Here is a 26,759-nt window from a genome sequence, read left to right as displayed (position 1 = left end):
TATCCAAGCAAATAATAACTTATGTGATAAATAAATCCATTATCTTAATATCCTTAATTTTAAAGAAACGCAAGAACGATGTCTATAATCAATATATAGACTTTAGACCTATTATAGTCGAAAAATGTCACAATTTGCTCAAATTTATAGCTTTTTTATTTAAATTTCTAGTCAATTGTGACGTTATATTACATTATTTTATGATTTTATCCATTTTTTATCTTTAAATACTTATTTATCATACAGAATCACAAACCCATATACCTGATACTTTAGAACTAATTAGTATAGAAACCATCAGGTATATATTGGTAATAGTTTAATGGTAATCTACATACTGCTTCAGCAAAGGGTGAATTAACGTGTAAAAAATCAGATTTTTTACAAATACTGACTCCCTAATTTTTTTAAAAGAATATAAAACTATTAAAGCATTCGACTTTTTTCCACATATTAAACTTCCCGGAAATTCCGATTAATAAATGCCTGAGATATAAAGTATTCTTAAAATTAATGAAGACAATCTTTTATTGACCATAGAGGACTGTCTATTCAGATAGCTATCACAGTATAATTACCCTTTATAAGGAAAATTATACTGTATTTTGGATAAACGATTCTTTATCCTCATACTGCCTATTAGAATTTGATTCCAATTACCCTATAATGGAAAACTTCATTATAAATTGAACCTCCTACATGTTCTTATAACTACTACCTTAGTTTTACCGGATGAAGGATATATTAAATAAGTGCAATTTATTATATATACGATTATATTTCGTACCTAACCCCAAAAAGGCACGATCTCTCACCCACTAAGAGATCGTGCCTTTTTGGTTAGATTGCTAGAAATCGAGATGCTAATTTTCTCCATCTACATTTAAAGATAAAAAAAGGATCCGGAATTAAATTCCCGAACCCTTTCCTTTGGTACTATCAGCTTTATATCTAGAGCTGAATTTTAGTTATTTTTAAGTTTTTCTAACTCGTTAAGGAATTTATCGTTCAATACTTTGATGTACGTCCCTTTCATTCCTAATGAACGTGATTCAATAACACCGGCACTTTCAAGTTTTCTAAGTGCATTTACGATTACTGAACGAGTAATACCAACTCTGTCTGCAATTTTAGATGCAACAAGTAATCCTTCGTTCCCTTTAAGTTCTTCGAATATATGTTCAATAGCTTCTAATTCACTGTAAGAAAGTGAAGATATAGCCATTTGAACGACTGCTTTACTACGTGCCTCTTCTTCAATCTCTTCTGATTTCTCACGAAGGATTTCCATTCCAACAACAGTGGCTCCATACTCCGCCAAGATTAAGTCGTCATCATGGAACTTATCTTGTAATCGAGCAAGAATCAATGTTCCTAAACGATCTCCCCCGCCCATGATAGGAACGATGGTAGTTAGGCCATTTGAAAACAACTCTTTATTCTCAATTGGGAAAGCTGTATATTCGCTTTCAATATCGAGGTTAGAAGATGTTTCTTGGATGTTGAATAGATTCTTTGTATACACTTCAGGGAATTGCTTATCTTCTAACATTTTATACATACGTTCATTTTCGATTTGTTGGCTTACTGCGATTCCAAGTAATTTTCCGCGACGGCTAACGACGAATACATTCGCTTCGATTACTTCACTTAAACTTTCTGCCATTTCTTTGAAATTAACTGCTTTTCCTGCTGCTTTTTGGAGCATTGCATTAATTTTTCTTGTTTTTGCTAATAAGTTCATCTGACTTGTTCCTCCTAAAAATACCATGGTTCACAATTGACTATGAAGTTGTATTTCCGTAATGTGATGTAATTTGCTTAGGCAATGAATATTGCCGCTGGTTCATTCTAAAGGATAAACTGGCTTAAGTCTTTATTACGGGCAATCGAGCCCAGCTTATCTTCGACATATTGAGGAGTGATTGTAATCTTCTCCATCGTAATGTCAGGAGCTTCGAAAGATAAGTCCTCTAGAAGACGCTCCAGGATTGTATGAAGGCGCCTTGCCCCAATATTATCTGTGTTTTGATTAACCTCGAAAGCCACTTCTGCTATCTTACTTACAGCTTCGTCAGAAAATTCAATTTCTATACCTTCTGTTTCTAATAAAGCTACATATTGCTTTAACAGAGCATTATCCGGCTCGTGTAAAATTTTCACAAAGTCTTCGACGGTCAATTTGTTTAATTCCACACGGATTGGAAAACGGCCCTGCAGCTCAGGAATAAGATCCGAGGGTTTAGCCGTATGGAAAGCCCCTGCTGCAATGAAGAGTACATGATCGGTTTTAACGGATCCGTATTTTGTTACAACTGTAGACCCTTCAACAATTGGAAGGATATCCCGTTGTACACCTTCTCTTGAAACGTCCGCTGAAGAACTTCCCGACTGTTTGCTAGCGATCTTATCAATTTCATCGATGAATATTATCCCATTTTGCTCTGCACCGTATACAGCATCCGATGTTACTTCATCCATGTCGATTAATTTTGCCGCTTCCTCATTGGTCAAGACAACTCGTGCTTCGCTTACTTTCAATTTACGCTTTTTATTTTTCTTGGGCATCAAGCTTCCCAAGGCATCCTGCATATTCATCCCCATTTGTTCCATTCCCGAACCTTGTAGCATATCAAACATGGATGCGGCCTGTTCTTCCACCTCAACTGTAATCATTTCATTCTCTAACTCGCCTTTAGCCAGCTGATTGGCCACAAGCTTTCTTTTTTGCTGAAGGCTTAAATCTTCTGAGTTGTCACTCGAATCCTGTTCAGCTTGATTCGTTCCTCCTCCGAAAAATGCTTCGAGAGGGTTTTTGAAATTGCTCTGTTTTTTATTAGATGGCACTAATAAATCAATTAAACGGCGATTGGCATTTTCCTCTGCCCGTTCTCTGACACTAACCATCTTTTCTTCCTTCACGAGGCGGACGGAAGTCTCCACTAAATCACGCACCATGGATTCTACATCACGGCCGACATAACCGACTTCCGTAAATTTCGTTGCTTCCACTTTCACAAAAGGAGCACCAACCAATTTAGCCATTCTCCGAGCAATTTCTGTTTTCCCAACACCAGTCGGTCCAATCATTAATATGTTTTTAGGAACGACTTCATCACGAAGTTGTTCTGAGAGTAAAGAACGACGATATCGATTACGCAATGCAACCGCTACTGCACGTTTTGCTTCACTCTGTCCTACAATATATTGATCCAGTTTCTCTACGATTTGCCTCGGTGTTAAATTAGTTTTCTTTGACATTGTGCGCTCCTCCTTACAACTCTTCCACGATTATATTCGTATTTGTAAATACACAAATTTCCGCTGCAATTTGTAAAGATGATTGGGCTATTTCCCTTGCCGATAGGTTTTCACTAGAAAAACGCTTTAAAGCCCTGCCTGCAGCTAGAGCATAATTTCCACCAGATCCTATGGCTAGAATCCCGTCGTCAGGTTCAATTACTTCTCCAGTACCGGAAACGAGAAGCAAATCTTGTTTATTCATGACAATTAACATTGCTTCCAGCTTTCTAAGCACATTATCACTCCGCCATTGCTTCGCCATTTCGACGGCTGCACGTTGAAGATTCCCATTGTATTCCTCAAGCTTGGCTTCAAACATTTCGAAAAGAGTGAATGCGTCTGCAACAGAACCTGCAAAACCTGCCAGGACATTCCCGTTAAAGATTTTCCTCACTTTTCTTGCCGTATGCTTCATCACTACTGAATTCCCTAAAGTAACCTGCCCATCACCGGACATGGCACATTCTCCTTTATGATGCACTGCAAATATCGTTGTCATAAAGTGTCCCCTTTCAACTTTTAAGCCCGCGGATGTGATGCATTGTAGACTTTTTTTAATTGGTCCTTTGTTACATGCGTATACACTTGCGTAGATGAAATTTTTGAATGTCCAAGCAGTTCCTGAACCGTACGTATATCTGCTCCGTTATTTAAAAGGTGAGTGGCAAATGAATGCCTCAACATATGGGGATGCAGATTTCCATCAGCGGCCGACTTTTTAATCAATTCATTTAATATATAACGGACCCCCCTAGGTGTAAGGGGTTCTCCACGAAAGTTAACAAATAAATAAGCATGCGCCTTAGCGTCAGACGATGTCATTTCCATCCTGGCTGTACGTATGTATAAATCTATCGCTTCCTGAGCATAACTGCCAACCGGGACATACCGATCTTTCTTCCCTTTTCCATGGATCAGTACGGTTCCAAGCGAGAGATCGATATCCTGTACTTTGATTTCACAGCACTCACTTACGCGAATGCCAGTAGCATACAGTAATTCCAGTAATGCAACGTTTCTTATTTCAATTGGGGTATCTTTCTTTAAAGAAGAAAACAACTGATTGACTTCTTCCTCATACAGAAAGCGAGGCAATCTCTGTTCCTTTTTGGGTAAAGATGCAAGGGAAAAAGGATTATCCTTGACTTCCCCTTCCCTCATTAGAAATTTATAAAAACTACGCAAACAAGATGTTTTTCTTGCTACAGTCCTCTTTGAAAGTTGTTTCTCATATAAATTCGTCAAATATAGCCGGACATCCATATATTCGACTGACGCGACATCGGTAATCCGTTGTTCGTTCAGGAATAAGAAAAATTCGTGAATATCCCGCTTGTAATTTTCAATCGTGTAGTGTGAACTATTTTTTTCTATTTGTAGATATTCAATGAAGGAAGATAACGCCTTATTTTGATTGATCATAGAAACACCTCGCAAAGGCTTATAAATAGTATCATACTTTAAAACAGCAGGCAAATAATTTTACAAACTTTTCACAAAGTTCTGAATTGTGTCTAAAGCGCGATTTGCATGTGCCTCATTTCGTTCCTTTTTCGACTTGATTCTGATTTCTAAATCTGGGAGGAGACCAAAATTCGCATTCATCGGCTGGAAGCTCTTCCCGTTAGTGGACGTAATATACCTTGCCATGCTCCCCATTGTCGTTTCAGCAGGGAAAACGATTGGTTCCATCCCTTGAACCAGTCTTGCTGCATTAATTCCGGCGACCAGTCCTGATGCGGCAGACTCCACATACCCTTCCACACCCGTCATCTGGCCGGCAAAGAATAAATCTTCCCGGTTTTTGAATTGATAGGTCGGCTTTAACACATTCGGAGAGTTGATGAATGTATTGCGGTGCATCACTCCATAACGGACAATTTCAGCATTCTCTAATCCTGGAATCAGCTGAAGTACCTCTTTTTGAGGTCCCCATTTTAAATGTGTCTGAAAACCAACAATGTTATAAAGGGTTCCAGCTGCATCATCTTGACGAAGTTGAACGACAGCAAATGGTCGTGTACCCGTTTTTGGATCTTCCAATCCAACCGGCTTCAACGGTCCGAATAGCATCGTCTTTTTCCCACGAGATGCCATTACTTCTATTGGCATGCACCCTTCGAAGAAGATTTCTTTTTCAAATTCCTTAAGTGGAACAGTTTCTGCAGAAATCAGCGCTTCATAAAACCGATCGAATTCTTCTTCGGTCATCGGACAGTTCAAGTAAGCAGCTTCCCCTTTATCATAGCGGGACTTTAAATAGACTTTATCCATATTGATGCTTTCTTTTTCAAGAATTGGAGCTGCAGCATCATAGAAATATAAATATTCTTCATCCATAATTTGCTTCAAGCTATCCGATAAAGATTGGCTAGTCAATGGACCCGTAGCTATGACGGTTGGACCCTCAGGAATCTCTGTCACTTCTTCATGGAACACGGTCACATTTGGATGATTTTTCACCCTCTCCGTTACAAGGTCAGCAAATTCGTGACGATCGACGGCTAATGCACCACCAGCAGGAACAGCACAAGTATCTGCTGCGGAAATAATAACGGAATCCAATGTTCGCATCTCTTCTTTTAAAACACCTACAGCATTTGTTAACGTATTTGCCCGAAGTGAATTGGAACAAACAAGTTCAGCGAATTTATCGGTATGGTGTGCAGGCGTTTGCTTAACCGGACGCATTTCGTACAAATCAACTTTTATTCCTCTTTTAGCTAATTGCCAAGCAGCTTCACTTCCTGCAAGCCCAGCACCAATTACACTTACTTTTGCTTCTTTCATATTTCGAACCTCCATGTATAGATATGATAAAACAGGAAGATTTATCATCAAAATTGTTTTTTACAAAATCTTCATTTTAACGATATGTTTATATGTATACCCCATCTTGCACATTCCTGCTGATGCACTTTTTAAGTATGTCTATTTGGATAAATGCCTTAAGTCGTGTTCTTACAGAAACAATAACTGGACACAAAGAGGAATTATAACTTTAAATGAAGGCACTTGTCCACTGAATTTTACAATACTTGAGCAAAATTAAAAAGTTTCATGCCTTTCCAATATATTCTGCGAGGAACATCCTTCTCTTTATCATGATATCATACCTTACCTAATATGAAGAAACTCAGCTCTACCCGAGTCAGTCCTTTTTTGGTGAACATGAAAAAGGTGGGCATGATTGCCCACCTTTCCTTAAGCTTGAGGTACCTCTTTGAAATCACAGTCCATACATTGTACTTGTACGCCTTTTTTAAGTTTTTTCTCAACAAGGGTACCTTCACATTTTGGACAATTACGCGGCAATGGCTTATCCCATGAAATGAAATCACACCCTGGATACGTATCGCATCCATAAAACAGGCGGCGTTTTTTACTTTTCCGCTCGATGATGTTTCCTTCTTTACATTTTGGGCACTTCACACCGATTTCCTTGACGATTGGTTTCGTGTTACGGCAGTCAGGAAAATTGCTGCATGCCATGAATTTTCCGTATCTCCCCATTTTGAAGACCATTCCATGACCGCATTCTTCACAATCCTCGCCAGCAGGTTCATCTTTAATTTCAATCTTTTCCATCTCGGCTTCTGCCTTGGCCAAATCAACAGCAAAATCCTTGTAGAAGTCATCAATGACATTAACCCATTCAACACTTCCAGCCTCTACACCATCAAACTCCTGTTCCATCTTGGCTGTGAATTCAGCATCCAGGATATATGGGAAGAATTCGCGAATTAGTTCAAGGACTATTTCACCAAGTTCGGTCGGGATAAATCGTTTGTTATCAAGCGTGACGTAACCCCTTTTTTGTATCGTATCCAAAGTAGGGGCATAAGTGGATGGCCGACCTATGCCTAATTCTTCCAGAGTTTTAACAAGACGTGCCTCTGTATAGCGGGGCGGCGGTTGCGTGAAATGCTGCTTAGGCTCAACATCTTTTGAAAAGAATTGATCACCTTTTTTCACATCAGGAAGGGTATTCTCCTTTTCCTCCACCGAGTCATCCGTTCCTTCAACATAGACCTTCATAAAACCAGGAAATTTAACTTTTGATCCATTTGCTCTGAATATGACATCTCCGTTATGTAAGTCGATGCTCATTGTATCCATAACAGCAGAAGACATTTGACTTGAAACGAAACGTTCCCAGATCAATTTATATAAACGGAATTGGTCTCTGGATAAAAATTCTTTCACTAAACCTGGTTCCCGCAGTGTGCTAGTCGGTCTCACTGCTTCATGGGCATCCTGGGCATTTGTCTGTTTTTTCTCTTTACGCTGTTCCGTCTGGACATACTCTTCACCATAACTAGTTGAGATGAAGTTATGCGCTTCGAGCTTAGCCACATCGGAAATCCGGGTTGAATCCGTTCTCATATAAGTAATCAGTCCGACTGTTCCTTCTTTTCCTAGCTCAATTCCTTCGTAAAGCTGCTGGGCAAGCATCATCGTTTTCTTGGCCCTGAAATTCAATTTACGCGCAGCTTCCTGTTGTAGGGAAGAAGTTGTGAATGGTGCAGCTGGATTACGTTTTCTTTCTTTTTTCGTCACGGTACCGATTGTAAATTCCCCACCGCTCAAAGAATCCAGAACCTTCTTCACGTCTTCTTCCGTATTCAATTCAGTACGTTCTCCCGCAAGGCTGAAAAAGGAACCCTCAAACTGTTCTTTTCCTTTTACAAAATCGGCCTTGATTGTCCAATACTCTTCAGGAACGAAGTCTTTGATTTCTTTTTCACGATCTATGATCATTCGGACTGCAACTGATTGAACCCGTCCGGCACTCAAGCCTTTTTTCACTTTTTTCCACAATAGAGGGGAAATATTGTACCCGACCAAACGATCCAATATCCTCCTTGCCTGCTGGGCATCAACCAATTGCATATTAATCGGTCTCGGAGATTTAAATGATTCTTTGATTGCTTCTTTCGTAATCTCATTGAATACGACACGGCAATCCGAGTTTATGTCGACGTCGAGGCTATGCGCTAAATGCCAGGCAATCGCTTCACCTTCTCTGTCGGGGTCAGCTGCGAGATAGATTTTTTTTGCTTTTTTTGCTGCTGTTTTCAATTCTTTTAAAACCGGGCCTTTGCCGCGGATTGTTATATATTTAGGTTCATAGCCATGTTCAACATCGACACCCGTTTGACTTTTAGGTAGATCGCGTACATGACCCATGGAAGCTTTAACTTTATATTTCTTTCCTAAGTATCGCTCTATCGTCTTTGCTTTTGCGGGCGATTCCACAATCACTAAGTAATCTGACATCCAATAAATCCTCCTCAAAGAGGTAATATAAATCTTCACTATTATTAATCATTCAAAAATCATTTGTCAACACCTCTTTACTTTTCCAATCCCGCTGATTCATCAGGATTTAGATATTTTGACAAGAGGTGCCTGTTGCAAAACTTATAACAGTTTTACAATTTTTTCAACCTTTTTGTCTAATATTTTATTCTATTCACCTAAAAAAGCACCTTTTTCGACAAAAATTGGAGGTTTCACCGTATATCTTCTATATTATATTGTTTTAATATTCCTCCTCAATCTGTTCAGCTGTCAAAACTAATTTAGCTCCCTCTTGAATTAATTGATTAGTCCCCATTGATTCAAGACTGGTTATATTACCAGGAAGTGCAAATACGTCCCTTCCCTGGTCAAGTGCAGCCTGCGCTGTGATAAGCGAACCACTTCTCTGCTTTGCCTCTACCACGAAAATCCCCTGCGATAAACCACTGATGATTCTATTGCGGAGAGGGAACATCCAAGGTTCCGATCTCCTAGTCGGAGGGGTTTCCGAAAGAAGCAATCCCTTATCGATGATCACCCTTGCGAGTGGAATATTGATTTTCGGATAAATGTGCATTAATCCCCCTCCTAAAACCCCTATCGTATGTCCACCTTCGTTCAACGTGATTTTATGGGCAATCGCGTCAATTCCAACTGCCACTCCACTAATAATCACGAATTTTCTCTTTACGAGTGGCGTTAAAATCGTTTTTAAGGCCTCTAACCCGTACGAGGTTGGATTCCGTGTACCAACGACACCTATGGTATTCTTCTTAGCTAAAAGCTGTTTATTGCCTTTTAAATAAAGCACCCAGGGGGGATCGAAAATTTGTCTTAATAGATATGGATAGTCTTCATCAAAAATCGTCATACAGTGGATTTGATTATTTTCATATTGTTTCAGTTTTTCAATCGTATTGTAAGAATGCAAGTCTGCGAGAAAGAGTTGGAGTTTGTCGTTCGGGATGGTGAGAATTTCTTTCCATTCAGCATACGTTTTTGTAAAGAGGGTGGTGAGGGATGGGTCTGCAGCCAAGATCATTTTTATCGTTTTCCAGCCTGCACCACGACAATGATGAAGGTGGATTAGCTTTTCATTTCTGTTCAATTTGGAAGCACTCCTTTGAGGATTATTCAAAAGCAGGGGATGGTCGTATGGTTTGTCAAACGAAGATGTCATGGATACTTTCGAAGGGTACTTACTATAGAAGTGAAATAAAGGCCGACCAATATCAGGTCGGCCCATCTCTTATTAATGCGTTTTACAAGGTTCGTACATGCCTTTTTCTTTTAAGACGGATATCAAGGTTTCTCCCATGACCGATGGTGTTTCAGCAACTTTAATTCCACATTCATTCATGACGCGGATTTTTTCATCGGCTGTTCCTTTTCCTCCTGAAATAATTGCACCAGCATGTCCCATACGTTTTCCAGCTGGAGCCGTACGTCCTCCAATGAATCCAACAACCGGTTTCGTCATATTTTCCTTAACCCAAATGGCCGCTTCTTCTTCTGCTGTGCCACCGATTTCCCCTATCATGATTACCGCATGGGTTTCTGGATCTTCATTGAACGCTTTAAGCACATCAATGAAATCAGTCCCATTAACAGGGTCCCCACCAATGCCGACAGCTGATGATTGCCCAATACCTTCTTGTGATAATTGATGTACGGCTTCATAAGTCAGAGTACCAGAGCGAGAAACCACGCCAATATGGCCTTTTTTGTGGATATAGCCAGGCATTATCCCGATTTTGCATTCTTCCGGGGTAATCACACCCGGACAGTTAGGTCCAATTAAGCGTGTTTTTTTGCCTTCCATATACCGCTTGACCTTAACCATATCAAGGACTGGAATATGCTCGGTAATACAGATGACGAGATCAATCTCCGCGTCAACCGCTTCTAGAATTGCATCTGCTGCAAATGGAGCTGGTACATAGATAACCGATGCATTCGCCCCTGTTTCAGTGACAGCTTCGGAAACTGTATTATATACAGGTACCCCTTCCGCTTCTGTTCCACCTTTACCCGGAGTGACCCCTGCAACGATTTTCGTACCGTATTCTAACATCTGTTTTGTATGAAATAATGCTGTTGAGCCAGTGATTCCCTGAACGATCACTTTCGTATCTTTATTAATATAAACGCTCATTATGTTCCCCCCTGCCTATTATCCTACAAGTGATACTATTTTTTGCGCTCCGTCTGCCATGGATTCAGCAGCGGTGATATTTAGACCAGAATCTTTCAAAATACTTTTCCCTAAATCAACATTCGTTCCTTCTAAGCGAACAACGAGTGGAACATCCAGGCCTAGCTCTTTTGCAGCAGCTACGACGCCTGTCGCGATGATGTCACATTTCATGATTCCTCCGAAGATATTGACAAAGATGCCCTTTACTTTTTCATCGGACAGGATAATCTTGAAGGCCTCTTTCACCTTTTCCTCTGTAGCTCCGCCCCCGACGTCAAGGAAATTGGCTGGGTCGCCCATATAGTGTTTAATGATGTCCATTGTTGCCATTGCAAGCCCGGCGCCATTAACCATACAGCCAATATTTCCGTCAAGCGATATGTAACTAAGACCATGTTTTGATGCTTCAATTTCTTTAGCATCTTCTTCATCCAAATCACGGTACTCTGAAATATCTTTCTGACGGTATATTGCATTGTCATCAAAATTCAATTTAGCATCCAAGGCCATTACATTGCCATCCCCCGTCACGACTAACGGATTGATTTCGGCAATCGAACAATCTTTTTCTACGAATGCTGTATATAAGTTGATCATCAATTTAGATGCTTTATTTATTAATGGAGCTGGAATATTAATATTAAAAGCGATTCTACGTGCCTGGAAACCTGTTAAACCGACCACAGGGTCAATTACTTCCTTGAAGATTTTCTCGGGAGTTTTCTCAGCCACTTCTTCGATTTCCGTTCCGCCTTCTTCGGAGGCCATCAATACTACACTGTTCGTTGCACGGTCCAAGACCAGACCAATGTAATATTCCTTGGTGATATCGCAGCCTTCCTCGATAAGTAAACGCTTCACTTCTTTACCTGCAGGCCCTGTTTGATGGGTCACCAACGTTTTACCAAGAATCTCTTCTGCATATGTACGCGCTTCATCAAGATTCTTCGCAACCTTAACTCCGCCGGCTTTTCCGCGGCCACCCGCATGGATTTGAGCTTTGACGACAACAACATCTGTACCTAACTCCTTCGCCGCTTCAACTGCTTCATCAACAGTAAAGGCAACTCGGCCATTTGGAACAGATACCCCGTATTGTCTCAAAATCTCTTTCCCCTGATACTCATGGATATTCATTTCCCATCCTCCTTATCTACTAAAAAACAAAACTTAAATTTGGTGCGTGTTTTCTCTACCATATTACAACAAAATTCTCTTTCATGCATAATTTTCTTTATCGACTATGAAAAATAATTATTACAATATACCTAATTAACCTTCTATTATATGGAAGAAAATACATTATTCATTCATAGGCTCATTTTCAGGATGATCATTTTACACCTACAGACTTTTTTAATTAAACACCTTATTTAAAGCCATTTTTAGGAATTTCTTTGCTTCACTTTTATAAGATTTGCACCCTGATTTATTTTTTTGGACAAAAAAAATAAAAGCACGAAGCTTCTGCTTCATCCTTTTATCATTAGTTTACTATGTTTTTAATATAATAATTTTTTTCAGTACTTTTTATGGTTTCCTTCACAATCCGACCATTTTTTTAACCTGCCGAATAAAATTAGGGTTTTAACTTTTAGCATTCCGGTCCACCTTATAAACAAAAGCGAATACTTCGGCAACAGCTCCATATAATTCTTCCGGTATCGTTTGATTAATATCAAGCTGACCCAAAAGTTCCGTTAACGTTTCGTCCTTCTGTACAGGAATATTCAGTTCCTCTGCCTTTACCAGGATATTCTCTGCCGTCTTGCCTTTTCCCTTAGCCAACACGACAGGTGCCTGCGATGACTTTGCATCATACTTTAAGGCAATCGCTTCTTTCCGTTTTTCCTGTTTCATATCCGAATGTCCACCCCACTATAAGTTCCTGTCTCTGAAAAAGGAACAGTAGTCTGCCTCACACCCGTATTTCTTGTGCGTGTTGTGTCCTGAAATAAAACTCCTGATAACTTGTAATCCATCAATCGCAAATTATCCTTCAACACGTCCAGATAATTACTCGCCGCAGTTTCAATTGTTTGATTCTGCTCGTTGATGATAGTCACGTTGATGACGCGGTTTTGGATTTGCATGTCAATGATGGTTTCGTTAAGGTTCTCTAACTCTAAATAAAACAGGATACGACAGTAATCGGGATCGATCTTTCCATCCTTTGTTTTCCTTCCACTCCATTGCAACGTTAAATCCGTTTGGAACGAACCTAAGTTGAGAGGAAGGGTGAGCAATAAATTTTGCATGGGTCCGTTATCCTGTGAAAGAACCTGCTGAGCAGTGAGCCGATTCACTATTTGTTCAGCCATGTCTTTAATTGCTGGTGGATGCTGCTCATTCAACAATTTTAGGAGTAAAGGCTTGAGAGTTTCTAACTCCTCTGATAGCGCTTCCGATTCGCCTCCCGATAGATTAGCAAGAACATGCTCCAGTTGAAGCCCAAGCATTTTGGTCCATTCTTTCAGTTGTTGGGCTACAGCTGTCCCATTTGTAAAATCATTTGGTTGAAAACCTTCATCTATTAAATGGCTCAGCACTAGTTTCTCGGGATTGATAGCAACAGAGGGAGTTTCTGGAACTTGCTTAAAAGCCTGAAGTAGAAGATCCCCCACTTTCCCCTTCGACTCACCAACTTGCCCTACATCCTTATTTATTTGACTCAATAATTCATCGACTTCTAGATCGGCCGGGGTGATTTTACGATTGGCAGACACCTCGGAAAAAGCACGTTCAAGTAAATGTGAAGTAAGATTAAGGACTTCTTTTGTAAACACTGGAATTTGCCGGACCGTCTGTTGCATCCCCTGCCATTGGGTATCAGCCTTAGAGCTCTTTAATGATTCTGAGATTAACTCCGGCCCTTCATTTTCGCTTTGGATTCCATTCCGTTGAATCATAGGGATAGTCCCTGGTTCCCTTGCCGAGGAGCCTTTCCCAAAAGCACGTTCAAGCAGGTTTAGATTAAGTCCAGACCTTTCATTGGTTGCGATGCTTTTATACGGTATTACATCTTTTACATCTGAAGATGCCGTCGCTCCTATATCCGAACTCCCCCATAGTTTAATAAGGTTAGATTCCATATTCCCTTGTCCAAGCGTTCCATTTGCTAGTGCTTGCAGTCCTTGCTGTAGTTTATTAGCCGTTGGGGTCTTCATGGGTTCCGGCGCCCGCACCGATTCAGCAACTATGCTTCTCAGTAATTCCGTTTCAGTTATCCCACTTGGAATGAAACCAGTCTTTTGAAGCAAGGAAAAGGCTCCTGATTTCATATCTGGTGTCGACTTGGAATCAAGCCAAGTTGCAATAAGTCTGTGCAAACCAGTTTGTTGCAATTGATCTTGTTTAGTAATATGTAGGGACTCCAATACGGCTTTTAGCTGCACCAGCGTCTTTGTGTCAGATCCGCTTTCCTGTAATTGTTGTTGCAGACCACTTAGTAACTTATGAAAAGGTTCACCTTTTGCTAGTTCGGCCAATGCAAAAAATACCTCCTTAACAAAAGGTAGCTGCTGCGTAACCATCGTTTTAATAACGGAAAGTCCCGATTCAGTTGTACTTGCCGCTTTAACCCATTGCAATGCTGATGAGAAGAAATCTTTGGTGATGGGGAATTGATTTCTCAGTAAAAACTCGGCAAGCTTTGCAGACTCTGGTTCCGACTTAACACCAAGGTAAACAAGTAGCTGTGCCGCTGCTTCTTTTGTATTCGAGAGGTTCACATTCGGGGAATCAAGTACTTTCAAAACCACCTGTCCCTCATTTGGCTGCACTTGAAGCCAATATCTTTCCCCAACCTGTAGCGGGACGTCCAGGTGCGCAATCATTTTTTGTTGGCCAATCTGCACTTCAGCCGTTTGGTTCGGAAAGATCTTATTCACTTTTCCGAAAAGAATTTGCCCACTCTTTAGATTCGTGCTTCCTTGTATCTCAACGGGTGTAGAAACAGACTGACCATTTGTTATTGATTGCATCCCCTCATCCTCCTTTAATCCTTATTTCCTTGCCGAAATTTCCTTTACAGGTGCGAAACTTCTTCTGTGCCATGGTGTAAGCCCATGCTTATCGAGAGCTTCGAGGTGTTGGCTCGTACCATAGCCCATATGCTTTTCAAATCCATACTCCGGGTACTTTACCCCATATTCCTTCATCATCCTGTCACGTGTCACCTTAGCGACGATTGAAGCCGCAGATATGGTAATACTTCTAGCATCTCCTTTTATTAGCGAGAGCTGAGGAATGGGCATATCCAGTTCCATTGCATCAATCAATAAATGATCCGGCAATTCCGAAAGATTGTTCACCGCTGCCATCATGGCCTTTTTCGTAGCCTGATAGATATTGATTTCGTCGATTTCTTCGCTATGTACAATGCCTATCCCAATTGATATAGCCTCTTTATGAATCGCCTCATAAAATTGTTCCCTTTTGGACTCGGAAATTTTTTTCGAATCATTTAGCCCAGGCAAATAGAAAGTCTCTGGTAAAATAACCGCACTTGTCACTACCGGACCAGCCAAGGGCCCTCTTCCTACTTCATCTATACCGGCAAGAACCGAAAACCCTTGTTGGCGCAGCTCTCGCTCAAACTCTGACATTTTTAAGAAGGTATCCCTGATTTGTTGAGCTTTTTCGTAGGTTTTGTTCCATTTGCCGATTAAATCGGCGACTCCCTTGCGAGCATCCTCTCGGCATTCTTGCAAAAAAGGATCTTCCGGATTACTTATGGATTTTAATCTTGAAGAAATTTCGTTAATATTCATGGCTGTTTTCATTTTTATCACCCATCATTATAAGTATCGGCAGAAATGTTACATTCCTATAGTTCCATCAAAAATACGGAGCGGAAAAGAGACATCATTTAGGTTAAAACAACCTTCGATGCCTAAAGTCCCGCTCCGTGTTTATTCTCTTGTACAGCTTGGCCCAGACAGAGGTTAGTCGGGCGTGTTTTCTTGATCCTCTTTAGGCGGTAGCTCGAATGTGAGCGGGCCCATCTTTTCAGAACGGATCTCACGAACGACCAGTTCTGCGGTCTTATCGTAATCGATATACCCTCCAGAGGCTATACATCCTCTGAACTTCCCAACTGCATCGAAAAGTTCCAGCGTTTCTTGTGGGATAACATCAAGATTATATCGTGATTTCAACCGATCTGGATATTCTTTTTCCAAGAAGCGAAGACCATAGAGAGAGACTTCGTGCAAGTTTAAAATCGTATCCTTGATTGCTCCTGTCAAGGCCAATCTTAAACCGACTTCCTGATCCTCGAATTTAGGCCACAGAATCCCCGGTGTATCTAAAAGTTCGAGTTCCTTACCGAACTTTATCCATTGCTGGGCCTTCGTCACACCAGGCGTGTTGCCCGTTTTGGCAATGTTCTTCCTAGCAAGCCGATTGATCAGCGTCGATTTCCCGACATTCGGAATCCCGACGATCATCGCACGAATCGCACGCGGCTTGATTCCTCTTGACTCCATCCGATCATACTTCTCTTTCAAGAGCATTTTAGAAGTCGTCGTAATCTGATGCAGACCATTTCCCGCCTGTGAGTTAATAGCAATTGCCGTTTTACCTTGTGATTTATAATAATCAAGCCACTGATTGGTTTTTACCGGATCAGCCATATCGGCTTTATTCAACAAGATAAGCCTTGGTTTATGCTGGATAATCTCATCTATCATCGGATTCCGTGAAGATGCCGGGATACGTGCATCCACAAGTTCAAATATGATGTCCACCAGTTTTAATTTTTCTGTTACTTCCCGTCTCGCTTTGGCCATATGGCCAGGGAACCACTGTATTGTCAATGGAATCCACCTTTCTACTATTCCACCAATCGAAAGTCTTTGATTGGCCAGTAAACTAATTTAGTTTTGCCTAACACTTCCCGGTACGAAACAACCCCGATATGGCGGCTGTCCTTGCTGAAGCGACGATTATCTCCCAAAACAAATAAATGTCCTTCAGGCACCGTTTCTTGTTCAATGATATCACTTATTGTAAAAGGCTCGGTCAATGGTCCACCATCAATCAATTGCTTTTTATATTCATCCAAATATGGTTCGCCATATTCTTTTCCATCCACATAAAGTATATCATCTTTATATTCCACCTTTTCACCAGGAAGACCTATGACCCGTTTAACGTAATCCTTGCCTTCCGGCGCTTTAAAGACGATGATGTCGAATCTTTTTGGTTCACCCACTGAATAAGAGAATTTATTAACGAGCATACGGTCTGTATCCTTCAAAGTCGGCATCATGGAAAAGCCGTCCACATAGATTGGGGCCAAAAGGAAATAACGAATAAGCGTTACTAAAATGACCGCAATTAGGGCTGCCTTTATCCATTCCCACAATTCATTTTTCTTTTTCGCCATCCTTACCACCCTTTTAGAAAAGCATATCATCTAATCATTTTAACATGTTACGGACGCTATAGCGAGCAGGTTTAGGACCCTCTCACTTCTTTTCCGGATGGTTTAATCGATAAAAAAAGGAGCCTGTAAAACAGGCTCCTTTTTTTGTATACGATTTGGTTTCGCACCTTATGTGGATCATGGTAAACCCGCATAGAGAGATTCGAAGAATTAACGACGAATTTCTTTAATACGTGCTTTTTTACCACGAAGTTCGCGTAGGTAATAAAGTTTCGCACGACGGACTTTACCGTGACGGATAACTTCTAATTTCGCAATTTTTGGTGTGTGAACAGGGAAAGCACGTTCTACTCCAACGCCGTAAGAAATCTTACGTACTGTGAAAGTTTCACTAACTCCGCCGCCACGACGTTTGATTACAACGCCTTCAAACAACTGAATACGTTCGCGAGTTCCTTCAATAACCTTAACGTGTACACGTACTGTGTCACCAGGTCTGAATGATGGAAGATCTGTGCGAAGTTGTTCTTTTGTAATTTCGTTAATAAGATTTTGCATGAATTCCAACTCCTCCTGGACGCTCTTGCAAATACTGAATTGTTTTGCAGCGGAACATCGATATAAGACCGGACTTTTGCCCAAGTCACAAGGTCTATCCTACCATACAATATGCATTGATGCAATAGCGATCATTCTTCTTTTTGAATCTCTGACAGCAATTTTTTCTCAAGATCGGAAAGTTCATAGCTTTCAAGCAAATCAGGTCGTCTCTGCCATGTTCTCCGTAATGATTCTTTCATCCGCCACTCATCTATTTTTTTATGATTTCCGGATATGAGTGGATCCGGGACTTTCATGCCCCGGAAATCTGCAGGTCTAGTGTAATGAGGGTGCTCTAATAAACCAGAAGAATAGGAATCAAGAATCGGGGAATCAACATTTCCAAGAACACCCGGCAACAAGCGGACAACACTATCTATAATGACCATGGCCCCCAATTCTCCACCTGTAAGTACATAGTCGCCTATTGATATCTCATCTGTGACGATATGCTCCCTGATACGCTCATCATATCCTTCATAATGGCCGCATACGAAAATGAGATGTTCTTCCTTTGCAAGTTCCTCTGCTTTTTTCTGCGTGTAGCGCTCCCCCTGCGGGCAAAGGAGTACTACCCTAGGTTTTAGGTCACCTTGGCCTTTGATCGCTTCTACAGCATCAAAAATGGGCTGTGCCTTCAACACCATGCCTGCCCCACCGCCATATGGGTAATCATCAACAGTTGAATGTTTATTATCTGCGTAATCGCGGAAATTGGTCACTTGATAGCTGACAGCCTGCTTTTCTGCCGCCTTTTTTAACATAGACGAACCAAGCACTCCTTCGAACATTTCTGGAAAAAGAGAAAGTACATCGATTTTCATCAGTCCAATAGTCCTTCCATCGGCGTGATGATAACCTTTTTCTCCGAGATGTCGACCTCTTTTACAATCTGATCAATATACGGGATTAGAACATCCTTGCCTGCCGTCCTTTTAATGACCCAAACATCATTGGCACCTGGAGTCAATACCTCTACGATTTCTCCTATTTCCTCTTCTTCATCCGTGAAGACCTTACAGCCGATGATCTCGTGGAAGAAAAATTCCCCCTCATCCAGTTTGCCAAGCTGTGATTCCTTTATTCTCAAAATCCCGTTGCGGAAAGCTTCTACCTGACCGACGTTATAATAGTTTTCAAACGTCAATAGATTAAAGTTTTTATGAGTCCGGTGTGACCTGATTGTAAGCGGCAATGGTTTTTTCTCTGTTTCCCTGAACAAATACAGCGTATTGCCAACTTTGTACCGCTTCTCCGGGAAATCTGTTGATGAAATAACACGGACTTCTCCTAGAAGACCGTGCGTATTGACGATTTTACCTACATTAAACCAGTTTTCCATTCTTTCACCTCTAACGAATTTCCGAGACAATTCCATCTTTAATGACAATTGTCTTCGTTGTCATAAGATCGTCCCAATCTGCCCCGATTTCTACATCAATAATGCTTTGGACTTCCCGTTCCTTCAGTTCGCTTCCAATAGGAAGGATTTCCAACTGTTCCATTTGAAATTCAAGCAGTTTGATTTTTTCCTGCCTTTGGTTAATTTCTTTTTCAAAATGAGAACGAAGGCTGGCAGGCTGAAGGTTACGGGTCTTTTCAAGTTTTTTCAGTTCAAAACGAAGCTGTTCACTTTCTTTTTGAAGTTGTAGTCGTTTTGATTTGTACTTATCGAGGAGCTGATTCTTGCTGGATTCCGTTAATACTTGGTTAACGATTACGTTTTGGAGAATTTTCATTCCAGCGCCTCCTATTATCTATGATTTCTTATTTCGTTCAAAAAATATGTATGATAGGGTAATCTTTTGAAAAAATGAGGGTCATTCTCTTAAGTATAACGTAAAACGGTGAAAGATGTGTCTCAAAAGAATGAAAATTAGACCCCGAATCCATGAAATTGTAAGTAGACCCGGGATTGAACTTTTCTTGAAGTACAAAAAAAGGAGGGGATTAGCCCTCCTTATTCGGAAATCTCCAAATAGATTTTCTTCTGCTGTGAAGATCCTGCTGCATATACCACAGTTCGAATCGCCTTAGCAACACGCCCTTGTTTACCGATGACCTTGCCCATGTCTTCTTTATGAACGGAGAGGACATAAACAACCCGGTCGGCTTCTTCCTTCGAAGTTACAATAACCTCTTCCGGATGATCCACAAGTGCTGAAACAATCGTTTCAATTAAAGATTTCATCAACTAGCGTCGATTACTTGCTGTTTTTTGCAACATGGAATTTTTCCATGATGCCTTGAGTTGAGAATAAGTTGCGAACTGTATCAGATGGTTTAGCTCCATCTTGTAACCATTTAAGAGCAAGCTCTTCATTGATGTCAACTTTAGCTGGTTGAGTCACCGGGTTATAAGTTCCCACTACTTCGATGTAACGTCCGTCACGTGGTGAACGAGAATCTGCAACTACAATACGATAGAAAGGAGATTTTTTTGCTCCCATACGTTTTAAGCGAATTTTTACTGCCATTTTAAATAAGCACCTCCGAATAGTTTCACACAAGATAGTATAATATCAAATGTCTTGTATGTTTGTAAAGGTTTTTTTCTTAACAGGTGAAAAAAGTGTTTAAATAGGCGGTTTCAGCCTATTTTTATGCTCATTTCCCATAAAAAAAACTTACATGAACGGGAATTTAAATCCCTTTTTCTTTCCTTTTTGCATGCTTGTAACTTGTTTCATCATCTTTTTCATTTCTTCAAATTGCTTCAGTAGACGGTTCACTTCTTGGATCGATCTTCCGCTCCCTTTGGCAATCCGTTTCTTGCGGGATGCATTCATGGTTTCTGGATGTTCTTTCTCTTGCGTCGTCATTGAACGGATGATAGCCTCAACATGACCAATCTGTTTCTCATCGATCTGAAGGTTATCCATCCCTTTCATTTTATTCGCACCAGGAATCATCTTCAAAATATCATCAAGCGGTCCCATATTGCGCACTTGACCAAGCTGTTCAAGGAAATCATCAAAGGTAAAAGTAGCGGTACGCATCTTTTTCTCTAATTCTTTCGCTTTTTCTTCATCAACATTGGCTTGTGCTTTTTCGATAAGGGTCAATACATCGCCCATACCAAGGATTCTTGAAGCCATCCTTTCTGGATGGAATGCTTCAAGTGCATCCAATTTTTCGCCCATACCGACAAATTTAATCGGCGTGTCCGTAACGGAACGAATAGAAAGTGCCGCACCACCACGAGTATCCCCATCTAGCTTCGTTAATACGACTCCAGTTAGACCGAGCTGTTCATTGAAACTTTGAGCCACATTGACAGCATCCTGACCTGTCATCGCATCGACAACTAGGAAGATTTCATCCGGTTTGGTCAATTCCTTGATATCTTTCAGTTCGCCCATCAGATTTTCATCAACATGGAGGCGACCTGCGGTATCAATCAACACATAATCATGATGTTCTTCCTTCGCCTTTTCAATCGCCTGTTTCGCAATTTCTACAGGACTGACCTGATCACCTAGGGAAAAAACAGGCATGCTTAATTGTTTGCCAAGTGTTTCAAGCTGCTTAATCGCCGCCGGACGGTAAATATCAGCCGCAACCAGCAATGGCTTACGGTTGTATTTTTTTCTAAGAAGATTTGCCAGCTTTCCGGTAGTCGTCGTTTTACCTGCCCCTTGAAGACCTACCATCATAATGACAGTCGGTGGTTTGGAGGCAACGGCAATCTTACTCTGTTCGCCGCCCATCAGCTGAGTCAATTCTTCCTTAACTACTTTAATTACCTGTTGACCGGGGGTTAAGCTTTTTAGCACTTCCTGACCTACCGAACGCTCACTTACACGCTTCACAAATTCCTTCACGACTTTAAAGTTAACATCCGCTTCAAGCAGGGCCAAACGAACTTCACGCATCATTTCTTTAACGTCTGCTTCGTTGACCTTCCCTTTTCCACGGATTTTTTGCATCGTGTTCTGCAGTCGGTCGGCCAATCCTTCAAATGCCATATTGCCGCCTCCTAATCTAACTTCTCAAGCGCTGTAATTGCGTCAAGCAACTTTTCTTTAGAAAAGGATTCCTTCTCTAAAAGATCCTTCACATTCGCAATCCATTGGTTACGCTCTTGAAATTTTTGAAATAACAATAGCTTCGCTTCATATTCTTCGAGCATTGCTTCTGTTCTTTTTATATTATCATAGACTGCCTGCCTACTGACTTCGTATTCATTGGCAATCTCTCCAAGAGAGTAATCATCCAGATAGTAGAGGGCCATATAGCTCTGCTGCTTTTCCGTTAACAACGATTGGTAAAAGTCATACAAATAATTAATCCGCGTTGTCTTTTCAAGCATGTTAGCAAGCCTCCCTGCTGTTAAGTGAAAACCCTTTACAAGTTTATATTGTATAGTGTCGATTATTTCATGTCAAGCTAAACTCCTTACCACAAGATAAAAATCATCATTTTTTTCGTTTTCTCGCTTCAATCAGGCGCTTCATCTGCTCTTCGCGTTCCGATTCCGATAATTTATTTACAGGTTCCTTCTTGTGGTGGCGAGCTGGCACTGCTTTTACCTGCTCCTTTTTTTGCTCGATTTCTACAGGCTGCTTCTTTAATGCTTCGTCCTTACCAACTTTTTGGTTTACCTTTTTCAGTTTTGCGACTCTTTCGTTTTGCCTAGATGAAGTGGTTTCTGATTTTTCGCGACTTCCCGAATAGATACGCGAAACTCTGTGCCAACCAAACCTTCGGACCGCAATTTCGCAAAATAAAAGCAAGAATGCCGATAAAAGTAGCCAAGAACTAATACTTTGTTCTTGCCTAGACGTATTTTGCAATGGCCGGAATGCCTCAGATTCATCCTTCAACTCCTGACCACCCGAAACAGCCAATAATTCCTTAATAAGCGCTTTGTTTAGGCCTTGTTGCAGGTATTCCTCTGAATAGGGCACGGTGAAACCTGTTTGATATAGATTCGTACTTCCACCCTTGGTATCTTGTTTTATGCTGAGAAAATACATCCCTGATTGCTTAGGCATGATGACTTCGTATTTTCCCGGCGCGATGAGCTTCGTATTGACGTCTACTTCCTCACCTTTTTCAGACACTACATTTGCCGATACAGGAAGGTGATTTTGTGTGGACGATTCAAGGTTGATGACCGTTTCCTCCCCACCATTATCCTGTGTGAGCATATACGGCTCACTTTCGAACTTGGGCAGCGTGTTTGTGATCAATTGATTGAGAAATGTCCCCCACTTTCCCCAAGCAGGCCAATCGCCCGACCATTTCCCACTAATGTCCGAAGTGAAAGCTGCCGTCGTTCCTATTCCATATTGCCACTCGGCAAGGACGGGATCCTCTTTTTCACTGATCAGCGACTGTAATGCACGCTGCTTTGCAGTTGTCGCGATGTAGGCATTCATCTTAGGTACGCCATCCTTAAACAATCCGTTCCATTCCGGATTGTCCTTGATAGATGGATAAAATGGGGTATCCTCAATGTAAGTGCGGCTCGCCATGACGGTTTCCCTCGATAAAATGCTCGGAATAACGGAAGCATCCGTGACATCGTAATAGCGCCCCGCACCAAAGTCGGCCAAGTCCTCAAGTAGGTTCTTATCGGCATCATTTCCAATTGAAACGGTAGAGAGGGTTATGTTCTCTTCCTTTCCTTCTTCAATCAAGTCTTCATAATTACTTGAAGCGTTTGACTGTCCATCGGTCAACAAAATAATGTGCTTCCGCTGCAACCTTTCATCCCTTAACTTATCATAGGCCATTTCAAGCGAGCTGAAGATTTCAGTACCGCCACCTGAAGACAGTGTACGAATCTTCTCCACGACTTTTTCCTTATCCTTAAGTGGGGCTGCTTCGATGATTTCCCATGGTCGGTCATCGAAGGCAATGAATCCAAACGTATCCTTTTCACGCAAAAGTTCAACAGAGCGGGCAGCCGCTTCCTTTGCCAATGATAGCTTGTTTCCATCCATACTGCCTGATCGGTCGAGAACAATCATCAGTCCAAGAGATGGCATCTCTTTTTTTCCTTTGATGTCCATATCTACTGGAAGTAATCTCTCAATTGGTGTCTTGAAATACCCGCCGAGCCCGAAACTATTTTCTCCGCCGGTCATCACGAACCCATTACCGAAATCCTTAACGGACCGCTCTATCATTTTCATTTGAATTTCCGAGACTGAGGTGGCAGGAACATTATTAAACACAATCGATTGGTATTGTAAAAAGCCGGATAAAGTGGTCGGCAGTTTTTCCGGTATCGTCGATTCGACAATTAGCCCGCTGCCGTTCAAAATATTTTCAAGCCGTCCTGTTGACTCACCTTCGACAATCAATACTTTTGGTGTGCCTTTTACATTCGTGATTGCCTGCAATTGGTTATTTTCCGCAAATGTATCATTTTCAGCGATGATTTCGGCCTTATATACTTGTAGTCCAGTTTTCTCGGCTGTATGAGAAACAGAGAATAAATTAGTCCCTTCTTTTACACTCACTGCCTTTTTGATGATTTCCTGATCATTCAGTGAAATGCGGACAGTCGCTTTTTTCGCTGTATTGCTAAAGACCTCCAATGAAATCTCCGTTTTTTCGCCTTGATAGATAGATGGGGGAATCGTTACATTCTTCAGGGCGACATCTTCGCCAATCGATTCGATTAGTGGCACGATGTCGAGCTCAATATTTTTATTTGCAAGTAGTTTGGCCTCCTCCACACTGCTTCCCGACGTTTCATTGCCATCCGAAAAAAGGACGATTCTCCCACTTGAATAGCTCGGAATGAGCGAGGAAGCAAATTGAATGCCTGAATCCAATTGACTTGCCTCTTCTTCCACTTCACCGCTAAATTGGCTTATGGGCGTATGTTTTGTCGACAACGCCTGCTCAGCAACGGCACTGCCCCCAAAGGCTGCCACCGCAAAGGAGTCGTCTCTACCCATGGTTTCAACACTTTTCTCAATCCAAGCCAGCGACTTTGTGTCAGAGTCTTTGACACTTGCAGAACGATCGACTAAAAAAACAACCATCGATCCCTTGATAGGTTGTAGCAATTGCGGAACGCTCAGTGCCAATACAATGAGAAAAAAAATACATGACCGCAATATGGCCACAACGACCGTCTCTACATGCTTCGTTTGATTATGTGATTTTATCACATACATATAAATAAGCGCTGCACAGGGAAGCAGCAATAAAAAAACCAGGGGATAAGTAACATCAATGCCCACGTCGATATACCTCCCATTCGGCCATTAGTAGCAGAAGGGCCATACAAGTCAGCCAGTACCATAAGATATCCTGTTTTGTATCGCTTCCCCCTTCTTTCAACTCTGATGATTTCATATTCATCTTGAACGACGGAGCTGAATCGACTCTTTTTTCCCTTTCGTCCAATAAAACCGAAAAGTAAAATGCCTGTTCTCCCGCCATTGCTTCGTATATACCGGGCTTATTTGGCGCTCGAAAGCCCTCCTTTTGCAAATCAATGGAAAAGAGATTCGTTCCGGACTCTGTAAATATAGCCAATTTTCCCGTTTCCGTTCCAAGATTCAACCACTTTTCTTCACCAGGCTGATAGTAACCTAGAAAGTTCGACTGTTGGGTCAGCCATTGATAGGAATTATATAAAAATATAGGAAATCCAGGTTGTAACGGCCAATCGCTGTCCGCAACGGAGAAGTTCAGGGCAATGATCGGCTGTCCTTGGTGCGTACCTTTTTGAATGAGCGGTATACCCTCACTTGTAGTAACATGATGCCATTGCTTGCTGATCGGAGGGGATGCCGATTCAATATACACTTTGTCCATTTGTACGTAGTCCATGAGTGGGTCACCCGTTCCCTTTGGTTGACCTGTCAGTTTTTGTTTACCTTTTTCAGTGGCATTGATAAAAAGAAGCGGGTACGATCCAAGTTCCTCTAAGTCCACTCCTTCGGCAATCACGATTCCATCCATTTCGACTTTTTCTTTATCGTCAAGCTGGATGATATCAAGGCCAATCGTTTCGAGCCCATTAATCAAAAATGGATTCACATCCCCCACTGCATAGACTTTCTCATATACGGCCGTTTGGATGGCCGTCATTTCATTGTCCGCTGAATAGTCATCATCCACAATGATGGAGGCCGTATAATACGGTTTTTCTTTCAGAACCGGTATATCAATTATTTTCTCGCTGCTTGCTTTCACCATTATCCTTTTTGTGAATAGAACATCTTTTCCATTCGTTACTTGAAATTTCACCGTTTCATCCTGCTTCGTTTGATTTTCAATGACCGCCACCCCAGTAATGCCTCCTTCAGAGCTTGCCGTGCCAAATGAAAGCAAGGAGAGATTGCCAGTCAGGCTGCTGAAATTATGTACACCAATGGGAATGTCTTCCGATAACCCCCTAAGGTCCTCCTCCACAACCGCATCGGAGTATAAATGAATGACCGATTCTTTTCCAGCCGCTAGCGAGTCTGCCAGTTTCAATGCCTTATCAACATGCTCATGACTGTATGTTAGCTCCATTTCTTTTATTTGTTTTTTTAACTCAGCCCGGTTTGTTTCGTGATTGGCAAGTATCACAGGCTTTTGACCAGCATCTATGATTGTCACTTCTTGATCATCCACCGCTTGAAGCATCTCCCCCACTTCTTGCTTGGCTTTTTCAAACCGGGTGAGCTCCCCTTCTTTTGCACTCATCGAAGCCGATGTGTCGACAATTAGGATTAGGTGGTCGCCCGGAATGCCCTTTTGAAACCAAAAGGGTCGAACCAACGCGAACATGAGGAGGAGAAGTACGAGAAGTTGAAGCCAGAATAAGAGATTATGCTGTAATTTATGAAGCCATGGAGAAGCCTGCCATTCATTCAGCACCTGCTCCCATAATAAATTGGACGAAATCGTCGTTTTCTCATATTGCTTCCGGAAAAAATAAAACAGAATGACGGCTCCGATAAAAATGGACAATAGAAAAAAGAGTGGGTTTGAAATATGCATATC

24 protein-coding genes are annotated in these 26,759 nt (G+C 41.4%); all 24 read right to left on the bottom strand.

The window, feature by feature from the left end:
* Window positions 1-964: 964 nt before the first annotated feature.
* Window positions 965-1,744, bottom strand: coding sequence for a GTP-sensing pleiotropic transcriptional regulator CodY (gene codY, locus ACIQXQ_RS06745; protein WP_402868321.1), 780 nt, complete (start codon window positions 1,742-1,744; stop codon window positions 965-967).
* A 107-nt stretch (window positions 1,745-1,851) separates the two neighbouring features.
* On the bottom strand, window positions 1,852-3,261 hold the full coding sequence (gene hslU / locus ACIQXQ_RS06740; protein WP_402868319.1) for an ATP-dependent protease ATPase subunit HslU: 1,410 nt from the start codon (window positions 3,259-3,261) through the stop codon (window positions 1,852-1,854).
* Window positions 3,262-3,274: 13 nt separating this feature from the next.
* The gene (hslV, locus tag ACIQXQ_RS06735) at window positions 3,275-3,802 is read right to left on the bottom strand and encodes an HslVU peptidase proteolytic subunit (protein ID WP_402868317.1); all 528 of its coding nucleotides are present in this window, start codon (window positions 3,800-3,802) and stop codon (window positions 3,275-3,277) included.
* Window positions 3,803-3,822: 20 nt separating this feature from the next.
* The gene (xerC, locus tag ACIQXQ_RS06730) at window positions 3,823-4,725 is read right to left on the bottom strand and encodes a tyrosine recombinase XerC (RefSeq protein ID WP_402868315.1); all 903 of its coding nucleotides are present in this window, start codon (window positions 4,723-4,725) and stop codon (window positions 3,823-3,825) included.
* Between the two features lie 60 nt (window positions 4,726-4,785).
* Window positions 4,786-6,108, bottom strand: coding sequence for an FADH(2)-oxidizing methylenetetrahydrofolate--tRNA-(uracil(54)-C(5))-methyltransferase TrmFO (gene trmFO, locus ACIQXQ_RS06725; RefSeq protein ID WP_402956293.1), 1,323 nt, complete (start codon window positions 6,106-6,108; stop codon window positions 4,786-4,788).
* A 399-nt stretch (window positions 6,109-6,507) separates the two neighbouring features.
* Window positions 6,508-8,583: a type I DNA topoisomerase gene (gene topA / locus ACIQXQ_RS06720; RefSeq protein WP_402868312.1), complete on the bottom strand. Its 2,076-nt coding sequence runs from the start codon at window positions 8,581-8,583 to the stop codon at window positions 6,508-6,510.
* 265 nt (window positions 8,584-8,848) lie between these two features.
* The gene (dprA, locus tag ACIQXQ_RS06715) at window positions 8,849-9,715 is read right to left on the bottom strand and encodes a DNA-processing protein DprA (protein WP_402956290.1); all 867 of its coding nucleotides are present in this window, start codon (window positions 9,713-9,715) and stop codon (window positions 8,849-8,851) included.
* A 144-nt stretch (window positions 9,716-9,859) separates the two neighbouring features.
* Entirely contained in the window at window positions 9,860-10,762 is a 903-nt protein-coding gene (gene sucD / locus ACIQXQ_RS06710) for a succinate--CoA ligase subunit alpha (RefSeq protein ID WP_402868308.1), read from the bottom strand.
* A gap of 18 nt (window positions 10,763-10,780) precedes the next feature.
* Window positions 10,781-11,941 carry an ADP-forming succinate--CoA ligase subunit beta gene (gene sucC / locus ACIQXQ_RS06705; RefSeq protein WP_402956288.1) on the bottom strand — a complete coding sequence of 387 codons (1,161 nt, stop codon included), beginning with the start codon at window positions 11,939-11,941 and terminating at the stop codon, window positions 10,781-10,783.
* A gap of 450 nt (window positions 11,942-12,391) precedes the next feature.
* A complete protein-coding gene (locus tag ACIQXQ_RS06700; protein ID WP_402956286.1) occupies window positions 12,392-12,664 on the bottom strand; it encodes an EscU/YscU/HrcU family type III secretion system export apparatus switch protein in 273 nt (90 codons plus the stop codon).
* On the bottom strand, window positions 12,661-14,787 hold the full coding sequence (locus tag ACIQXQ_RS06695; protein ID WP_402956284.1) for a hypothetical protein: 2,127 nt from the start codon (window positions 14,785-14,787) through the stop codon (window positions 12,661-12,663). The genes ACIQXQ_RS06700 and ACIQXQ_RS06695 overlap by 4 nt, the downstream gene beginning before the upstream one ends.
* Before the next feature lie 21 nt (window positions 14,788-14,808).
* Window positions 14,809-15,576 carry a ribonuclease HII gene (locus tag ACIQXQ_RS06690; protein ID WP_402956499.1) on the bottom strand — a complete coding sequence of 256 codons (768 nt, stop codon included), beginning with the start codon at window positions 15,574-15,576 and terminating at the stop codon, window positions 14,809-14,811.
* Between the two features lie 174 nt (window positions 15,577-15,750).
* Window positions 15,751-16,623: a ribosome biogenesis GTPase YlqF gene (gene ylqF, locus ACIQXQ_RS06685; protein ID WP_402868300.1), complete on the bottom strand. Its 873-nt coding sequence runs from the start codon at window positions 16,621-16,623 to the stop codon at window positions 15,751-15,753.
* A gap of 17 nt (window positions 16,624-16,640) precedes the next feature.
* Window positions 16,641-17,195, bottom strand: coding sequence for a signal peptidase I (lepB, locus tag ACIQXQ_RS06680; RefSeq protein ID WP_402956282.1), 555 nt, complete (start codon window positions 17,193-17,195; stop codon window positions 16,641-16,643).
* Window positions 17,196-17,405: 210 nt separating this feature from the next.
* Window positions 17,406-17,753, bottom strand: coding sequence for a 50S ribosomal protein L19 (rplS, locus tag ACIQXQ_RS06675; RefSeq protein ID WP_402868296.1), 348 nt, complete (start codon window positions 17,751-17,753; stop codon window positions 17,406-17,408).
* Window positions 17,754-17,884: 131 nt separating this feature from the next.
* Window positions 17,885-18,619: a tRNA (guanosine(37)-N1)-methyltransferase TrmD gene (gene trmD / locus ACIQXQ_RS06670; RefSeq protein WP_402956280.1), complete on the bottom strand. Its 735-nt coding sequence runs from the start codon at window positions 18,617-18,619 to the stop codon at window positions 17,885-17,887.
* Window positions 18,619-19,137 (bottom strand): ribosome maturation factor RimM, encoded by a 519-nt coding sequence (gene rimM, locus ACIQXQ_RS06665; protein ID WP_402868292.1) that lies wholly within the window; start codon window positions 19,135-19,137, stop codon window positions 18,619-18,621. The genes trmD and rimM overlap by 1 nt, the downstream gene beginning before the upstream one ends.
* A gap of 10 nt (window positions 19,138-19,147) precedes the next feature.
* Window positions 19,148-19,534, bottom strand: coding sequence for a YlqD family protein (locus ACIQXQ_RS06660; RefSeq protein WP_402956278.1), 387 nt, complete (start codon window positions 19,532-19,534; stop codon window positions 19,148-19,150).
* A 221-nt stretch (window positions 19,535-19,755) separates the two neighbouring features.
* The gene (locus ACIQXQ_RS06655; protein WP_402868288.1) at window positions 19,756-19,986 is read right to left on the bottom strand and encodes a KH domain-containing protein; all 231 of its coding nucleotides are present in this window, start codon (window positions 19,984-19,986) and stop codon (window positions 19,756-19,758) included.
* A gap of 13 nt (window positions 19,987-19,999) precedes the next feature.
* Entirely contained in the window at window positions 20,000-20,272 is a 273-nt protein-coding gene (gene rpsP / locus ACIQXQ_RS06650) for a 30S ribosomal protein S16 (RefSeq protein ID WP_053345299.1), read from the bottom strand.
* Between the two features lie 150 nt (window positions 20,273-20,422).
* The gene (ffh, locus tag ACIQXQ_RS06645) at window positions 20,423-21,763 is read right to left on the bottom strand and encodes a signal recognition particle protein (RefSeq protein WP_402868286.1); all 1,341 of its coding nucleotides are present in this window, start codon (window positions 21,761-21,763) and stop codon (window positions 20,423-20,425) included.
* A gap of 11 nt (window positions 21,764-21,774) precedes the next feature.
* Window positions 21,775-22,107, bottom strand: a complete 333-nt coding sequence (locus tag ACIQXQ_RS06640; RefSeq protein WP_402868284.1) for a putative DNA-binding protein — start codon at window positions 22,105-22,107, stop codon at window positions 21,775-21,777.
* A 106-nt stretch (window positions 22,108-22,213) separates the two neighbouring features.
* On the bottom strand, window positions 22,214-25,000 hold the full coding sequence (locus ACIQXQ_RS06635) for a VWA domain-containing protein (protein ID WP_402956275.1): 2,787 nt from the start codon (window positions 24,998-25,000) through the stop codon (window positions 22,214-22,216).
* Window positions 24,990-26,756: a vWA domain-containing protein gene (locus tag ACIQXQ_RS06630; RefSeq protein WP_402956273.1), complete on the bottom strand. Its 1,767-nt coding sequence runs from the start codon at window positions 26,754-26,756 to the stop codon at window positions 24,990-24,992. Before ACIQXQ_RS06630 ends, ACIQXQ_RS06635 begins: the two co-directional genes overlap by 11 nt.
* Window positions 26,757-26,759 lie beyond the last annotated feature (3 nt).

The organism is Peribacillus sp. NPDC097198 (genome assembly GCF_044762055.1).
Taxonomy (GTDB): Bacteria; Bacillota; Bacilli; order Bacillales; family DSM-1321; genus Peribacillus.
This window is presented reverse-complemented; position numbering and strand designations above follow the sequence as displayed.

Coding starts and splice junctions, on each gene's coding strand:
- ACIQXQ_RS06640 (WP_402868284.1), bottom strand. CDS start 22,107: ATGCTTGAAAAGACAACGCGGATTAATTATTTGTATGACTTTTACCAA.
- ACIQXQ_RS06690 (WP_402956499.1), bottom strand. CDS start 15,576: ATGAATATTAACGAAATTTCTTCAAGATTAAAATCCATAAGTAATCCG.
- ACIQXQ_RS06630 (WP_402956273.1), bottom strand. CDS start 26,756: ATGCATATTTCAAACCCACTCTTTTTTCTATTGTCCATTTTTATCGGA.
- trmFO (WP_402956293.1), bottom strand. CDS start 6,108: ATGGAGGTTCGAAATATGAAAGAAGCAAAAGTAAGTGTAATTGGTGCT.
- ACIQXQ_RS06655 (WP_402868288.1), bottom strand. CDS start 19,986: ATGAAATCTTTAATTGAAACGATTGTTTCAGCACTTGTGGATCATCCG.
- ffh (WP_402868286.1), bottom strand. CDS start 21,763: ATGGCATTTGAAGGATTGGCCGACCGACTGCAGAACACGATGCAAAAA.
- ACIQXQ_RS06700 (WP_402956286.1), bottom strand. CDS start 12,664: ATGAAACAGGAAAAACGGAAAGAAGCGATTGCCTTAAAGTATGATGCA.
- sucC (WP_402956288.1), bottom strand. CDS start 11,941: ATGAATATCCATGAGTATCAGGGGAAAGAGATTTTGAGACAATACGGG.
- hslV (WP_402868317.1), bottom strand. CDS start 3,802: ATGACAACGATATTTGCAGTGCATCATAAAGGAGAATGTGCCATGTCC.
- codY (WP_402868321.1), bottom strand. CDS start 1,744: ATGAACTTATTAGCAAAAACAAGAAAAATTAATGCAATGCTCCAAAAA.
- rpsP (WP_053345299.1), bottom strand. CDS start 20,272: ATGGCAGTAAAAATTCGCTTAAAACGTATGGGAGCAAAAAAATCTCCT.
- rimM (WP_402868292.1), bottom strand. CDS start 19,137: ATGGAAAACTGGTTTAATGTAGGTAAAATCGTCAATACGCACGGTCTT.
- sucD (WP_402868308.1), bottom strand. CDS start 10,762: ATGAGCGTTTATATTAATAAAGATACGAAAGTGATCGTTCAGGGAATC.
- rplS (WP_402868296.1), bottom strand. CDS start 17,753: ATGCAAAATCTTATTAACGAAATTACAAAAGAACAACTTCGCACAGAT.
- ACIQXQ_RS06695 (WP_402956284.1), bottom strand. CDS start 14,787: ATGCAATCAATAACAAATGGTCAGTCTGTTTCTACACCCGTTGAGATA.
- xerC (WP_402868315.1), bottom strand. CDS start 4,725: ATGATCAATCAAAATAAGGCGTTATCTTCCTTCATTGAATATCTACAA.
- lepB (WP_402956282.1), bottom strand. CDS start 17,195: ATGGCGAAAAAGAAAAATGAATTGTGGGAATGGATAAAGGCAGCCCTA.
- hslU (WP_402868319.1), bottom strand. CDS start 3,261: ATGTCAAAGAAAACTAATTTAACACCGAGGCAAATCGTAGAGAAACTG.
- trmD (WP_402956280.1), bottom strand. CDS start 18,619: ATGAAAATCGATGTACTTTCTCTTTTTCCAGAAATGTTCGAAGGAGTG.
- topA (WP_402868312.1), bottom strand. CDS start 8,583: ATGTCAGATTACTTAGTGATTGTGGAATCGCCCGCAAAAGCAAAGACG.
- ACIQXQ_RS06660 (WP_402956278.1), bottom strand. CDS start 19,534: ATGAAAATTCTCCAAAACGTAATCGTTAACCAAGTATTAACGGAATCC.